This window comes from uncultured Muriicola sp., from assembly GCF_947258935.1.
GTDB lineage: Bacteria > Bacteroidota > Bacteroidia > Flavobacteriales > Flavobacteriaceae > Muriicola.
In genome coordinates, this window is sequence record NZ_CAMYKH010000049.1 from 1 (window position 1) to 15,201 (window position 15,201).

The following is a 15,201-nucleotide window of genomic DNA, read 5'->3' on the forward strand; positions in this document are numbered from 1 at the left end:
AAATTCTCAGTAAAGGCATAGGTCATACTAAAGGTAAGATCGTTCTGGTGATGTCTTCTATAGATGGGTTCCTTTTTAAAATACTCCAGGGAATCGTGCATCCATCCCATCATCCATTTCATTCCGAACCCTAGTCCACCCAGACTCACTGGCCTGGAGACCATGGAGAAAGAGGTAGATTCTTCCGCAATGGTCTGCACTCCATCAAAATTTTTGTAGACCTCTTCATTTAGCTCCCTAATGAGTGAGATGGCCTCCAAATTTTCATTATTTCCATATATATTGGGTTCCCATTCTCCTTCCTCCCTGGAATAATCCAGATACAGCATAGAAGCCACGGCGTCTACCCGTAATCCGTCTACATGGAACTGATCTAACCAGTATATGGCATTACTAATAAGAAATGCCCGTACTTCATTTCGGCCATAATTAAAGATCAGGGATTTCCAATCCGGGTGGTATCCACGTCTTTTGTCCGGGTGTTCATAAAGGGCAGATCCGTCAAAAAATCCGAGGCCATGCGCATCTTCCGGGAAATGTGAAGGCACCCAATCCAGGATAACTCCAATACCGTTTTGATGCATAGCATCTATCAACAATTTGAGCCCTTCAGGTTCACCAAATCGGGAAGTGGGGGCAAAATATCCTGTGAGTTGATACCCCCAGGAAGGGTCATATGGATATTCCATCACCGGCATCAATTCCACATGAGTAAAATTCATTTCCTTTACATAGGCTACCAGATCTTTGGCAAGTTCTTCATAGGTGAGGAACTCATTTTTTGCATTCTTTTTCCAGGATCCCAGATGAACCTCATAAACAGAGTATGGGCTATCTAAACTGTTATGTGACTTCCTGGAGGTCATCCATTTCTTATCCTTCCATTTATAGGACTTGTCCCAAACAATAGAGGCTGTATTGGGTGGATGTTCGCAATACCTCGCATAGGGGTCGGCCTTTTCAGTTTTTATATCCTGATTATTGGAATGGATCTTGTATTTGTATTTGGCTCCGGGCATCACGCCGGGGATAAATCCCTCCCAAATCCCACTGGCATCCCATCGCACAAAAAGTTTGTGATCACCTTCTAACCAATAATTAAAATCACCTACTACAGATACAGCTTTGGCTGTAGGAGCCCAAACCGCAAAATAAGTTCCTTTCTCACCGCCTACCTCCATGGGATGCGACCCCAATTTCTCATAAAGCTTAAAGTGCTTGCCAGCCTTAAACAAATTGATGTCAAATTCAGTAAATAAACTGTGGACTACAACGTTATCCATATTGTTTTAGTTAGTTATATTCGTTAATAATACTCATGATACCCTGCAAGGGAATTACCGCCCATAAAGGTCTTGAGTTCATTTCATACCCCAATTCATATACCGCCTTTTCCAACATACAGTATTTCAGGATAAAGATACGCTCCTGATTATACCCAATATTGATATTATGCTGTTGAATTAAGTCTACATAGGTTTCAAAGAAGACACCGACAAAATAATTGTAAAGGATCTCCCCAGCTTTAAACAGATCTTCTCGCGAATATGGGTAACTCTCCTCATTGTTAAAGATGGTGGCATAGATGGCATAATGAAATGACCTAAAAATACCAGCTACATCTTTAAGTGGTGGTTGTTTTACCTTGCGGTCCCTTATTGTACTTTCCGGCTCACCCTCAAAATCGAGTAGATAAAAATCATCGCCCTTTACCAATACTTGTCCCAGGTGATAATCTCCATGTACCCTAAGGCGTTCTCCTTTCAACTTCGTCCAGTCAAAATCCACAAATCGCTTTCGGATCTCATTTTTTCGTTCCAAAAATTCAGTAGCCAATTCCAGTGAGAGATCCTTTAAACGATGTAAATTATTCTCTACTGTATTTAATCTATTTTGAAATTGGTACAGTAACCTATTTTTTAGCCAAACTTCATAATCACCCGTAAAATGGGTAGGTGTAAATGCTGTATCCTCAAATTCTGATCCCAGGGCAATATGCATTTCTGCCGTTCTTTTTGCCAGTACCTGTAACTTTAAAAAGATATTAAGACCGGCCCAGTCAATGATCTGCGGTGGTACGTCACTTATTTTTAGTCGAGTAAACAAAGGTACGGAGGGCAAATGATCAATATTGATGTGTTTGTTTTCCAGGTTATTAAACACTTTGTGAAGTTCTTTTAGTGTAAAATCCCAGGCATCGCCCTGGTTAGGCACCAACTCCTGCATCAAAGCAATGGTAATACTGACAAAATCGGCATCTATAATACTTAGACTCCCCTGATAGGCCGGGGTATTCTTATACCCCTTTCTTTCCGAGAGAAATCGGCTCATTTCATAATCCGGGTTCTTATCTGCATAGATCCTCCGGAAAAATTTGATCACAGATTTTCCATTGATGATGATGGATGTATTGCTCTGTTCCAAGCCCATAAATTTTGAGGACTCGTATGGCGTACCGTGAAAGGTAAGGCTCTGGTGGTATTGCACCCTGGTAGTATCATTAGGCTCCGCAGTAATGATACGTTCGTAGACAAGTTTGCGGAATGCCTCCAGATTGAGCGCATCAATGATAAAGCCCTCTTGTCCCTTAATACTCAATGGAAGGATCCGATCCTTTTCAGCAAAAGATTCATCAGATACAAATGCAATAGGTAAAAAATAATGTTGATAAAAGGCCTCCTCAAAGTTTACTTCAAGCAATAGGCCGTAGTATACTTCCCCTTTTTGCTGTATCCTAAAGTACTCCTGTAATTCAATATATTTAAGTTTACTACTTTTTCCCCCATACCAACGTTGTTTCACCACGTAATCTTCCAGGATCTCAGAAAGGAAAGCATCTATAAACTTTTTGTCATCCATTAGGTTTTCCCACTCTACGTCAAAGACATAGGGCGGTTCCAGAGATGACTCCTGCTTTTTGTTGGCCATTTTTATTTTTTAATTTGAAAGACATGGAAAGGGAGACTTGCCGGAAGCTCCACAAAATTCCACTCACTGTACCAAAGGTAACTATTGTCCGTGATGAGATCGTGCATCCGTATGGGTCTTCCCTCTTCTATACCCAATTGGTTCAGGGGTAATTGCACCATTCCCTGCTGAGCATAATAGGGATCGAGGTTTATAATGATCAGTATTTCGTCTGTTCTGTCATCATCCCATTTATAAAAGGCCATCAATTTATCGTTCTCAATAGGGCAAAACTGAATATTGTTTGTTTGCTGCAAGGACGCATGGTTCCTGCGTATATGATTAAGTTTTGTTATTAAATGTGTGATCTTGTTCTCAATAGACCAATCCCAAAACCGCACTTCATATTTCTCTGAATGCAAATACTCCTCTTTTCCCGGCATGGCATCGGTGATCATATACTCATAAACAGGACCATAGATCCCTAAATTACCACATAGGGTGGCCGCCAGAGCGTACCGGATTAGATGCATACTGTCATTGGCTCCCTGGAGATGATATGGATTTATATCCGGGGTATTGGGCCAGAAATTAGGTCGGTAATACTCTTTCATCTCAGATTGAGTAAGCTCGGTCATATATTCCATGAGCTCGTGTTTGTGTACCCTCCAGGTAAAATAGGTATAAGACTGTGAAAAGCCCTGTTTGCCCAGTTCCTGCATTACTTTTGGTCTTGAAAAGGCCTCTGCTAAAAACAAAACATCCGGATGCTTTTTCTTTACCTCAGAAATCAACCAATTCCAAAAATAGTAAGGCTTTGTATGCGGATTATCTACCCTGAAGATATTGATGCCAAAGCCTATCCAATGCAGCGTAACATCGAGTAACTCCTGCCATAATTCCTTGTATGCCTTAGATTCAAAATAGAAGTTTACAATATCCTGATACTTTTTTGGCGGATTTTCCGCGTATTGCATAGTTCCATCCGGTCTTTTCCGAAACCATTCCGGATTGGTAGTGGTATACGGGTGATCTGGTGCCGCCTGAAATGCCAGGTCCATTGCTACTTCTAGCTGAAATTCAGCGGCTTTATTAATAAAGTTTTTAAAATCTGCTTCTGTGCCTAATTCCGGGTGGATGGATTTATGTCCGCCGAGGCGCGAACCAATTCCCCATGGCACCCCGCTATCTCCCTCCTGGGCGGCGGTCGCATTATTTTTTCCCTTCCTATTTACTTCTCCAATAGGATGTATTGGCGGTAAATAAACGGTATCAAAGCCCATGGCTGCAATTTTTGGTAACAGCCTCTCCGCATCTTTGAAAGTACCGTGGGCACCTTCTACACTCGCTGTTGATCGTGGAAAGAACTCATACCAGGTACTAAATCTAGCCTTTTCACGATCCACATAGACTTTTAATATCCTACTGGAATTCACCAAGGTCCTTAGTGGGTTTTTTACAAAAAGATCATGGAGCTTTTTAGACACCGCCTCTTTTATAGCCAGATCATAACTCCCTTTATCCTGAAAGCCATCTATAAGCTGTTCTATATATGCTTTGTCTTTTGAAGCAACGCTTTTTAACAGGGGTTTGAGGTATTGAATGCCATCTAGCAATTCGCTGGTAACTGTCTGATGATCCCTTAACTTGGCTTCGATACCATGTTGCCAGTTTAGCGGATTATCTACCCACGCTTCTACTTTGTAATCATAAAATCCTTGTTTTGCAACCTTGAAGCTTGCCCCGTGCACATCATTGCCAAGATGGTCCATACGCACTGTGGAAAAGGATTTTTCGCTTTCATGCTTAAATGCAACATCTGCCTGTACTACATCATGTCCATCGCCTATCACATCAGCGTATACTGTTATTATTTCGCCTACAATACGCTTTATAAAATAGGTTCCGCACTCAAGTTGCGGACTCATATTTTCAATTATAACCCTCTCCTGTTTCATTGGCATAGTTGGTTCATTTGGTTTTGGCTAAAAATAGAAAATATTACCCAAAAGAATCTTCTTAATCCCATAAATTTACTAGGTATATTTAGTGGCGAATTAAGATAATGGAATTTTTTGGAACGCTTTTTGTAACTATACTAAAACATATTTAAAATCTAAACAAACCCCAATCTGAATATTGTTGTTCAGATAATAGAAAAAGGTATCAATTATGAAAAAAATGTCACTCTTTTTTAGCGCACTCGCCGTACTATTTATGATCTCTTGTGAAGGCCCTGCAGGCCCTCCCGGTCCTCCCGGATTTGATGGACTTGATGGCTTTGACGGGCAAGACGGGATAAACATCCTGGGTACAGTCTTTGAAATTGAAGGAAGTTTTACTCCTGCAAATGAGTATACGTTGTTCTATGAATTTCCTACCTCAGTGGAAGTTTTTGAATCCGATCTCGTTTTTGTCTATATTCTCTGGGATCAGGCAGAAGATGGAAATGGAGATCCTGTGGATATCTGGCGACTCCTCCCTCAAACCAGATTACTAGATGAAGGGATACTACAATACAATTTTGATCACACTTTTTTTGATGTCAGTGTTTTTCTTGAATCCGACTTCGATCTTGGCCTGCTGATGCCAGGAGATACGGATGATCAGATATTTAGGATCGCCATAGTACCGGCAGAATATGGTTCTACCGGGAAGTTAGACACCTCCAACATAGACGCCGTTATGCGTGCGCTCAAGGTGTCAGAAAATGAGGTACAACGGATCATATTAAATTAACAGACTACACCTTATTAATCCCCTGTAGCTCTTTACAGGGGATTTTTTATTGCCTATTTTTGAAAGGAATTGGGAAAAATAACGACTAGTAGAAAAAATTGCTATGAAAAAAATTATGCTCATTGGAATATGTCTTTTGGCTATTAATTGCAAAGGCGTTTCACAGGAAAAGGAAATAAAGGACAAAACCGCATCGGGTTCTGAAACTGCTGAAAATACCTATCCTATAACAAAAACAGAAGCAGAATGGCGTGCAGAACTTACCGATATGCAATTCTATATACTTAGAAAGGCCGGTACGGAGAATGCTGGCTCCAGTGAATTGCTCAACATTAAGAAGCCCGGAACCTACGTCTGCGCAGGTTGTAAAACACCACTTTTTAGCAGTGAACATAAATTTGATTCCGGAACGGGCTGGCCCAGTTTTGACAGGGCAATTGAAGGCAATGTGGCCTATGATGTTGACTATAAAATTGGTTATGAACGTACCGAAGAGCACTGTGCTGTTTGTGGCGGGCACCTTGGCCATGTTTTTAATGATGGTCCAGGAGAAACTACCGGGAAACGCCATTGTATCAATGGGGCAGCCTTGCAATTTGTTCCTGTAGAGTAACTTACCTATACCTCACTTATCTATTTTATTTATATCGAGGCTAGCCTATAGTTCTTGGGTGGAATTTCTTTGTTAGAAACGGTACATTTAAATAAAAAACGTTTCGTTTTGGTTTTGTAACTTTGCCCCCTTAGTACAACAGATCTACAAAAATAAAATTAGATGAGCACTTTCGATGTTATTGTTTTAGGGAGCGGACCCGGAGGATATGTAACCGCGATCAGAGCTTCCCAATTGGGACTCAAAACCGCTATTATTGAAAAAGAAAGCCTTGGAGGGGTTTGCCTTAATTGGGGATGTATCCCTACCAAAGCCCTTTTAAAATCGGCGCAGGTATTTGAATACCTAAAACATGCCGGAGACTACGGCTTAAAAGTAGAAGGTGCTGATAAAGATTTTGATGCTGTTGTGAAGCGCAGCCGAAACGTGGCCCAGGGAATGAGCAAAGGAGTGCAGTTCCTTATGAAGAAGAACAAGATAGACGTCATCAATGGTTTTGGAAAAGTAATAGCTGGAAAAAAGGTGAAAGTTACTGCAGAAGATGGGAAAGAGACCGAATACAGTGCATCTCATATCATTATAGCCACCGGGGCTCGCAGCAGGGAATTACCCAGCTTACCACAGGATGGAAAAAAGATCATAGGCTACAGGAAGGCTATGACCCTTGAAAAACAACCAAAAAAATTAGTAGTAGTAGGTAGTGGGGCCATAGGTATTGAATTTGCCTACTTTTATAACGCCATGGGATCTGAGGTAACCGTAGTAGAATTTTTGCCAAATGTAGTTCCTGTAGAAGATGAAGAGATCTCCAAACAACTTGAACGCAGTTTTAAGAAAGCTGGTGTTAAAATAATGACCTCATCTGAGGTTACTAAGGCAGACACTTCTGGCGATGGGGTAAAAGTAACTGTAAAGACGCCCAAGGGTGAAGAGATCATAGAAGCCGATGTAGTACTCTCGGCCGTAGGAATCAAAACAAACATAGAAAACATAGGCCTCGAAGAGGTTGGAATCGCTACAGACAGGGACAAGATACTGGTGAACGACTTTTATCAAACCAACATTCCGGGCTACTACGCTATTGGTGATGTAACCGCGGGACCTGCACTAGCTCATGTGGCATCTGCCGAAGGGATACTTTGCGTGGAAAAGATCGCAGGAATGCATGTAGAACCTTTAGACTACGGCAATATTCCCGGATGTACCTATTGCCTCCCGGAAATAGCTTCTGTGGGACTTACAGAAAAACAAGCTATTGAGAAAGGACTCGATATTAAAGTTGGGAAATTTCCTTTCTCTGCGAGTGGAAAAGCACAGGCTTCAGGAAACTCAGAGGGATTTGTAAAGGTCATTTTTGATGCCAAATATGGAGAATGGCTTGGTTGCCATATGATTGGTGCCGGAGTTACAGATATGATCGCAGAAGCTGTTCTTGGACGTAAGCTGGAAACAACCGGCCATGAGATCCTAAAAACAGTGCACCCCCACCCTACCATGAGTGAGGCCGTTATGGAAGCAGTAGCCGATGCTTATGGGGAAGTCATTCATTTATAATTAGAACAGCGAATGTTGCAGACCTTACGTCTTTTGGCCATTCTGGAAGGGATCTCCTATTTATTATTATTTGGTTTTAGCATGCCCTTAAAATATTGGGCAAACATCAGGGAACCCAATATCTATATCGGTTATATACACGGCTTTTTGTTTATTGCCTTTATAATCCTGGCCTATGTGTTTTGCCGGCAACAGCAATGGGGTATGAAAACCTATTTTAAATTCTTCCTTGCTTCACTCTTGCCATACGGTACTTTCTATATGGAGCAGAACTACCTGAGGAATAAAGATCCCAATTAATTAGCTTGGCAATCAGTTCTTTTGCCCCTTTAATTCCTGCAGGCGCCTTTCTTTACCCGGCTTACGGTTCTTCCTGGCAAATGGCGTATGGTACTTGTGTTTCTCAAGAAAGGAGATCTGAATTTTTCTCCATTCTTCCTTGTTGAGAACAAGGTTAAAGGTCTTCATTTCCTTATATAATTTGTTACTGATCTCATAGTAGTCTTTTCTACCTAAATAATCGAGATCGGCATCACAGAGTATTTTTTCCAGAGATGTTTTGGGAGTTTGTGGGATCTTGGTGGCTAGGATCAGATCTTTTATCGTTGAAATTTGATTCTTTGTAAATCCATATTGGGTCATAAGCGTTGCTGCTAATTCTGCGCTTTCTTGTTCATGGTCCTCATCGGAAACGGTATACCCAATATCATGGCACAAGGCACCTATTCTTAATAATTTTGCCTTTTCTCGATTTAATTGTTCTCTGCGGATGTAAAGATTACAAACGCGTAAAACATCCAAAGTATGTGAGATTCCATGATAACATAACTGCTCCGATAACTCAGAATGTAAAATACGCAACGCATGTCGCCTTAATTTCAAATATCCCGTCATGCTTGTGACGATTTTTAGCTAGCAATTTGTATTATACCTATGATGAGGCTTAAGATGGCAAAGATAAAACTCAGGGCAAAAAATCGGAGTGACTTTTGAACACTCCCGAATTTATTCGCGATGATCTTACTTTCTGCATGAATCTGTTCAGCTAATTGAGTGTATAATTCCTCTTCACTGCCACAAATATCAATTAACCTTTTAGTGTATTCATCCGAGTTGCCAAATGCCTTAACGGCATCTCTAAAAAAGAATACATTATCATCGTACTTCAATTCCATTCTTGGCATAAAGCATTTAAAACAATAATAAACAGACGTCAGCACACATAGCAACCAGATACCTGTAAAGGCGGTAAACAACCAATTGCCCTGGAACATAGGCTCAAAAAAATCGAGCCGCTCCGCAAACAACCCTAAAATAAGACTGTGAAAAGAGAAAAGAACCCCGGCTTTTAATTCTGAAGCACGTATCAATTTTTCTAGGCGTTCTAGTTGTTCCCAATAATTATTTGGATCCTGTCTCTTCATTAAATTCATCTACTTAGATAGCTCTAAGTTACACATTTACTTCTTTCTTCGTTTTGGCGTGTCTGATAATTTTTCTTCCATTCACAAAATACATCTCCATCTTTCCTTTATTTTTTACCTCTACTTTCCCTCTGAATTCGCAATCGTAGACATCTTTTATAAGCTTATAGGTATTCTCGGAGATATTGATTCGGCCGGGTTCGGACATGGTTTCCATACGGGAAGCGACATTTACCGTATCTCCCCAGATATCGTAAGCAAACTTATTTAGGCCCACTACTCCGGCCACTACGGGTCCGGTATTGATCCCAATCCGCACATCGAAGGAAACAATACCCGGTTGAGGATTGGTTTTCATGTCTTCCATCACCTGGGCTATTTCGAAAGCAGCCTCCACCATTTTTAAAGCATGGTCTGTGGTAGGGAATGGCAAGCCCCCGGCGCACAAATACGCATCCCCAACGGTCTTTATCTTTTCCAGATCGTATTTATCCATGATCTGGTCGAATTTGGAGAAGTAGTAATCCACACTACGCACCAGGTCTTCCGGAGACAGGTTTTGTGCGTAACTGGTAAAGCCTTTAAAATCGGAGAACAGAATAGTAGCAGATTCAAACTTCTTGGCCGCCACCTTGCCGTGCTCTTTTAATTCGAGAGCGGTTTCCTCAGGTAGGATGTTTAACAATAATTTTTCGGACCTTTCCTTCTCAACTTCTATGATCTTGTTAGTTTTCTTAACATACCGGTATCGTTTATAGGAACCTATTGCAAGAACAAAAACAAGCAATAAACCCAAAATAGTACCATAAATAACGTATTGCTGCCGTTTGGCCTCCAGTTCCGCGATCTGCGCTTCCTGTTCTAACAATCCAATTTCATCCTCTTTCTTTTGATTTTCAAAATCAAATTGCAAGCCTCTGATCTTGTCATCTGTTTCCAGATTATAGATCGAATCTTTTCTAGCAAGAAATAAGGCCTGGTAAGCATAGGCTTTGTCATAATTCCCTACCGCCGCATTTGTCTTGGACAAGCCATCATAGATATCTCGTAATCCTTTGTTAGTTTCCAATTCCAAGGCCAAAGTCTCTGCTTCATTGTAAAAAGCCACCGCTTTCTGATAATTTGTTTCCTGATATATACTCCCAAGACCAATAAGAGCATTAAGTGTCTCTAATTGTTGATTTTTCACTTTAGCAGTTTCATATGCCAGGTTTAAATACTCAATGGCCTTTTCTACGTTTCCAATTTTAAATTCTATGGTACCTAATTCTTTTAGAATATGCGAATAATCTCCCGTATTCTCACTTAGGGGTAAGGCTTTGTGATAGGAATCTAATGCACTTTCATAATCCAGCATTTTATTATAGATTTCGCCAACCCCCATTAAATAATATGTGGTGATCTGTTGGTCCGCTATACTGGGCAAATATGCCTCTAATTGATTAAAATATGTAAGTGCTTTCTCGTAATCCTTCATGTCACCATAGACGGCACCAATGTTGGGTAATACTGAGGTGATCCGAAACGTATCCTTTATTTTTTCGGCATAGTAAAGCGACTTTAAATAATAATCCAGTGCTTTATCATTGCCTCCCTGACTTAGATAAACACCGCCCAAATTATTTAAAATATTGGCCATGCCGGTGGTGTCCTTAACCGCTTCAAAACTTTCCAGAGATTTGGTCCAATAGTCCATTACCGAAAGGAAATTTCCCTGGTAGTAATGGGCCAAGCCTATATATTTTTGTGCATACGCCTGACCCTTACGAAAATTGATTTCTTTGGCAAGTATATTCGCCTTTTCGGCATATGCCAGAGAATTATCTATATCCTCATTGCTTAACACAACCAGACTCAAGTTAATCAAAGTGTTAACCATTGCCGTGTCTTGCTTACCGGTTTGGACCTCCTTTTTAAGGCTGTCAATCTCGGCAGTTTGTCCGTATAAGAATGATGATGCAAGTCCAAACAGTACCAGGAATATCCAAAGGCAACTGTTCTTTTTATGTATGATCATAGGCCTTCAAATTTATTTACTCTTTTACGACGCTATACACCTGAACATCGTCACCGTTGGTACATCGGATAAAATACATTCCGTTTCTACATGCACTCATGTTTATTTCATGAGTAGTAGGCCCATTACGCCCATCCAATGTTTGGGTAAGGTATAAAATTCCATATATATCAAAAACATCGAGAGTAACTAACTCCATATTATTCTGATCAATATACAACATCCCATTCACCGGATTAGGATACAAAATGTATGGTGCGATCCCACTTTCGGTTTCTGAATTTACCGCATCACATCTATTCGAATTTGCATTAGAACTGGTGGTAGTTGAGCTCTTATGAGTGCTATCCCTGCTGGTGAGTTCCCATTTCATTGTATTTCCATCAAACCGAATTTGGAAGGTACCCTGCCCTGGCAAAAAGATAAAGGGCAGTTCACCACTGTACTCTGCGGGCCCTGTTAACTGATTCTCGGGTCCTTCCGCAATATAGATAGTCTCATCATTAGGGTTTTCATACCGGTAATGGGCTATATAATCTAAAGTCCCTTCTGTAAAATCTTCTTCAACACAATCCAGGTAGGTTCGTATTTTGCGAAGGTAATTACCCGTTGGGTTTACATATAGTACCCCTTTTTGGGTGTTTTCATCAAAAGTATAATTTAGCGGTTCCTTTATCTTGATAAAATAAACACCCGGGGGGGCCTCCTCGGTATACGGCACTCCATTAGCATCTTCAAAAACATAGGGAATACCATCCGGGAAAACTTCTTCTACAGATTCATCATAGACATACCCATCTATATCATAGCTAATAAGGGAAGTATCTATCTCCTCTAATTTAGTCCCCTCATCTATAACCAAATCTCCAATAATTGCTGTTAGTTCAGCCTTTTCGACAGTAATAATACCACGTCCATATGTAATACTAAAATTGTATGCTATGGGGCTCAACAATGTACCTGGGAAGGAATATTGAAATTCTGAGGGACCCGTAGCTTCAAGTCCTGTAATTAAGTTCAAGGAATAAAATTGTGAAATAGGGCTATCCCCATCTCCATCATAAGCGATGGCAAATACCTCGGAATAATCATTCGTATCATCACTACCGCCTGCATTACTTTCTTCATCATTTACCAACGCTTTAAAACCATTTTGAATAGATCCAATAGAAGCAACGTTATTAAACAAGTCCTCACTATTCACCAGGGCTTTAAAATCGTTTACCAGGGCCTTAAACCCGTTTGTCAGATAATCCGAATAATCATCAAAATGGGTAGGGTTCAGGTTTAATAAATTCCCTTGATTCACCAGGGCTTTAAATCCATTTTCAATGGTCCTGTTTGTAGCTATCCAACTACTATTTTCCAATGTATCTAATATTGTTAGCTTTTCGTCATTAACCAATGCTTTAAATCCATTGATTATTGCCAGGTTATTTTCAATATCAAATGTAGAAGTATGCGCGGCCCTAATCGAATTAGTGAAACTCAAAGTATCTGTTATTCCCAGTATATTATACAGATAATCTAATTTAATGTTAATGGTCTCACCATAGGTGGTCACTATCGTATCCGGTGTAATGGTGAGGTCCTTTTTAGTAACTGCTAAAAGGCCAGTTTTATAATTAACCACATAGCGTTCCAAGGAATCCCGCTGGACATCGGTAGCATTTTCTTCATCAAAGGCTGGGAAAATATTGTACTTTACCCCATTGCGTACACTGGGATAAGGAGGGACGGCTGTAGTGGTGAAAACAATATCAGGGAGATCTACACCAATTTCTACATCTTCCGGAAGGCCCTCAACCGTAAAGCCAAAAAGATCCTCATAGTCCTCTCCGTATTCTATGGTTATATCATTGGCAATAACATTGATGGCCACTTTATTGTCTAGTAAATAAATGGGGTCTGACTTGCCTCCATCTGTACCTTTTGGTACCGTTGAATTGGTTAATACAGTTACAGGTTCATTTCCTGTAAAAGGACCGACAAGGGCTATTATTTCGGTGTCAGTTGTCGAGACAATTTCTAATTCTTCCTCGCCATAGAGTACTTTAGGATCTTGCGGAAAATAAAGCCCGTTCAGGGTTAGTTCAAATTCATCGGCACTAATTACGGAGCCTTCCTCCGATGTAAATTCTGTCGTAAACTCTTTAATGACCCCGGTCTGTGTTGCAATCAGCTTAAATGCCTCCGCTGCATTGATTACTCCGGCACCTGTCTGGTCCGGATTACCAGCCGGGATAGCCGTAGCTATAAATTTTTGAAGAATATCGACAGAATCTACAGATTCTGTTCCATACCAGGAGGGTATAGCAGACTTCATTAATGCAAAGGCCGCGGCTACGTGTACCACTGAGGCGGAGGTGCCAAAAAAGTTCTTAAACTCATCGCCATCTACCGGTATCCCTGCAACGGAATCCTGCCCAATGGTAGGTACATTGGTATTAACCCCGTCAAAAGAAGACAAAATAACTTCAGTAGAGTTTCCGTCCGAAAGGGTCCCTGCATAGGAAGAGAAAACCTGAGGTTCGGGACTTGCAGCTTTACGAAAATCTACCGCACCAATAGCAAAAGCTTCCGGAGTCATGGGATGTCCCATAATGGTAGAGGCACCATCAAAATACTCTAATATCTCAAGATTATTCGCCACAAAGATAATATATCTGAAAGGCAAAGAACCAGGATCCCCGTTGGCACTTGTGATCATAAAATTGGCTTCTCCATCTGCGGTGGCCCTGAAAGTTATATACTCAATAGGATCTCTCCCGTCTTCCTCAATCTCTGTATCATTGTCATTATAGTAATTATTGCCGACCAGCAAGCGCTCCTGATCATCTACCACCCAAAAATCCAGATCGAAATTAGCACCCAATATGTTATTCTGGGAGGCAAAGTCTTCGGCCCATTGCAGGACTATCATATAGGTTTCGCCATTTTTAACGCTGAATCTTTGATAAATATCTTCTGAACCATTTGGAGTGCCAAACACATGAGCAACAGCGTCAGGATCTGTAACAAAATCCGGGATGTTAGCACCTACAGATGATTGAAAAATAGCCTGATAGGCATTATCGTAGAAATTGCCGGCAGAAGTAAAATAGTTATTACCATTCTTAGTAAATTTCTGAATAGCCTTTCCTATATTACTTATTCCAAACATAGGTTCCCCCGGAAAAGTAATATCATCTACTCCAATTGTTGTATACCCAAGACTATCCAAATTTTGAATACCTACCTCAAAATCTCTGGGGGATAATACTCCTGTGCGAAAGGTGATTTTGGCTCCCGGTGCCATATCATGTGCCAATTGACCCATTGCCCTGCCCTCATCCGAGATAATCCCAAAGCTAAAAGGATAGTCTTTAATAATCTGGACCGGAGTATCATATCCATTAGGATTTCCGTTACCTGCAGTGCCAGGCAGATCTCCATTGCCCACATCTATTGCTTCATTGGTTGGTTGACCTGGTTCTGGTGGGTTCGCGTCAAAGCTGTTTGAAAACAGAACAATATTTACCCCCGTTCCGTCTACTGACCGGCTACTCTCCGGGGTAATAACAATGCCCTCCGGGGTAACATCCGCCGGGGTAACGATCCGAAAAGATTCACGTACAATATCTGAACTTTGTGCTGCATCTCCCTGGGTAATCGCCTCCCCTGTTTCTTCCAGGGCACCAGATGTAAAAGGTGTATATAAAGCTTGTGCTGATTTAATAATATCAAAATAGTCTATAAGAGCCGACATCGGTGAAGCGGGCGGCTCCGGAGGTAGAATTCTGTCAATCGGGAAAAGCACATCAATTGCGCCTAATCCCCTTGAAATAATAGTGTCGGGGTCTACAATAAAGTCGGATGTATCAGGATCCCAAGGATCATTAGCCAAAGGTAACAAATCAAATTCTTCTCTTAATATACGAATCACCTCTGCGGTTTCCCCTGCATAA

General features: G+C 40.9%; 11 protein-coding genes. 4 read left to right on the forward strand and 7 right to left on the reverse strand.

All coding sequences use genetic code 11. The features are described from left to right. The 3 genes from glgB to Q0X72_RS09355 form a co-directional block, all read right to left on the reverse strand. Window positions 1-1,283 (reverse strand): 1,4-alpha-glucan branching protein GlgB (glgB, locus tag Q0X72_RS09345; protein ID WP_297764449.1); only part of this gene is annotated, 1,283 nt, incomplete at its 3' end. A 10-nt stretch (window positions 1,284-1,293) separates the two neighbouring features. Next, window positions 1,294-2,928: a trehalose synthase gene (locus Q0X72_RS09350; protein ID WP_297764451.1), complete on the reverse strand. Its 1,635-nt coding sequence runs from the start codon at window positions 2,926-2,928 to the stop codon at window positions 1,294-1,296. A 2-nt stretch (window positions 2,929-2,930) separates the two neighbouring features. Next, window positions 2,931-4,871 (reverse strand): alpha-1,4-glucan--maltose-1-phosphate maltosyltransferase, encoded by a 1,941-nt coding sequence (locus Q0X72_RS09355; RefSeq protein ID WP_367180442.1) that lies wholly within the window; start codon window positions 4,869-4,871, stop codon window positions 2,931-2,933. A gap of 208 nt (window positions 4,872-5,079) precedes the next feature. On the opposite strand from Q0X72_RS09355, the gene Q0X72_RS09360 reads away from it, so the two are divergent. The 4 genes from Q0X72_RS09360 to Q0X72_RS09375 all read left to right on the forward strand — a co-directional run bounded on the left by Q0X72_RS09360 (window position 5,080) and on the right by Q0X72_RS09375 (window position 8,113). Next, the gene (locus tag Q0X72_RS09360) at window positions 5,080-5,646 is read left to right on the forward strand and encodes a collagen-like protein (protein ID WP_297764455.1); all 567 of its coding nucleotides are present in this window, start codon (window positions 5,080-5,082) and stop codon (window positions 5,644-5,646) included. Window positions 5,647-5,749: 103 nt separating this feature from the next. After that, on the forward strand, window positions 5,750-6,259 hold the full coding sequence (gene msrB / locus Q0X72_RS09365) for a peptide-methionine (R)-S-oxide reductase MsrB (RefSeq protein ID WP_297764457.1): 510 nt from the start codon (window positions 5,750-5,752) through the stop codon (window positions 6,257-6,259). Between the two features lie 162 nt (window positions 6,260-6,421). After that, window positions 6,422-7,813: a dihydrolipoyl dehydrogenase gene (lpdA, locus tag Q0X72_RS09370; RefSeq protein WP_297764458.1), complete on the forward strand. Its 1,392-nt coding sequence runs from the start codon at window positions 6,422-6,424 to the stop codon at window positions 7,811-7,813. A gap of 12 nt (window positions 7,814-7,825) precedes the next feature. Further along, on the forward strand, window positions 7,826-8,113 hold the full coding sequence (locus Q0X72_RS09375) for a DUF3817 domain-containing protein (RefSeq protein WP_297764460.1): 288 nt from the start codon (window positions 7,826-7,828) through the stop codon (window positions 8,111-8,113). Between the two features lie 12 nt (window positions 8,114-8,125). Here Q0X72_RS09375 and Q0X72_RS09380 read toward each other — a convergent pair whose 3' ends face one another. The 4 genes from Q0X72_RS09380 to Q0X72_RS09395 form a co-directional block, all read right to left on the reverse strand. Further along, the gene (locus tag Q0X72_RS09380; RefSeq protein ID WP_297764462.1) at window positions 8,126-8,707 is read right to left on the reverse strand and encodes an HD domain-containing protein; all 582 of its coding nucleotides are present in this window, start codon (window positions 8,705-8,707) and stop codon (window positions 8,126-8,128) included. Window positions 8,708-8,721: 14 nt separating this feature from the next. Next, complete coding sequence (locus Q0X72_RS09385; RefSeq protein WP_297764465.1) at window positions 8,722-9,237, reverse strand: Pycsar system effector family protein; 516 nt, start codon at window positions 9,235-9,237, stop codon at window positions 8,722-8,724. 28 nt (window positions 9,238-9,265) lie between these two features. Next, on the reverse strand, window positions 9,266-11,254 hold the full coding sequence (locus Q0X72_RS09390) for an adenylate/guanylate cyclase domain-containing protein (protein WP_297764466.1): 1,989 nt from the start codon (window positions 11,252-11,254) through the stop codon (window positions 9,266-9,268). A 16-nt stretch (window positions 11,255-11,270) separates the two neighbouring features. Continuing rightward, window positions 11,271-15,201: T9SS type A sorting domain-containing protein (locus tag Q0X72_RS09395; protein ID WP_297764468.1), on the reverse strand; the 3,931-nt coding region annotated here is incomplete at its 5' end.

What these genes read in the sequence shown, in the direction of transcription:
- Q0X72_RS09350 (WP_297764451.1), bottom strand. Translation starts at nt 2,928, where the DNA reads ATGGCCAACAAAAAGCAGGAGTCATCTCTGGAACCGCCCTATGTCTTT.
- Q0X72_RS09355 (WP_367180442.1), bottom strand. Translation starts at nt 4,871, where the DNA reads ATGCCAATGAAACAGGAGAGGGTTATAATTGAAAATATGAGTCCGCAA.
- Q0X72_RS09360 (WP_297764455.1), top strand. Translation starts at nt 5,080, where the DNA reads ATGAAAAAAATGTCACTCTTTTTTAGCGCACTCGCCGTACTATTTATG.
- msrB (WP_297764457.1), top strand. Translation starts at nt 5,750, where the DNA reads ATGAAAAAAATTATGCTCATTGGAATATGTCTTTTGGCTATTAATTGC.
- lpdA (WP_297764458.1), top strand. Translation starts at nt 6,422, where the DNA reads ATGAGCACTTTCGATGTTATTGTTTTAGGGAGCGGACCCGGAGGATAT.
- Q0X72_RS09375 (WP_297764460.1), top strand. Translation starts at nt 7,826, where the DNA reads ATGTTGCAGACCTTACGTCTTTTGGCCATTCTGGAAGGGATCTCCTAT.
- Q0X72_RS09380 (WP_297764462.1), bottom strand. Translation starts at nt 8,707, where the DNA reads ATGACGGGATATTTGAAATTAAGGCGACATGCGTTGCGTATTTTACAT.
- Q0X72_RS09385 (WP_297764465.1), bottom strand. Translation starts at nt 9,237, where the DNA reads ATGAAGAGACAGGATCCAAATAATTATTGGGAACAACTAGAACGCCTA.
- Q0X72_RS09390 (WP_297764466.1), bottom strand. Translation starts at nt 11,254, where the DNA reads ATGATCATACATAAAAAGAACAGTTGCCTTTGGATATTCCTGGTACTG.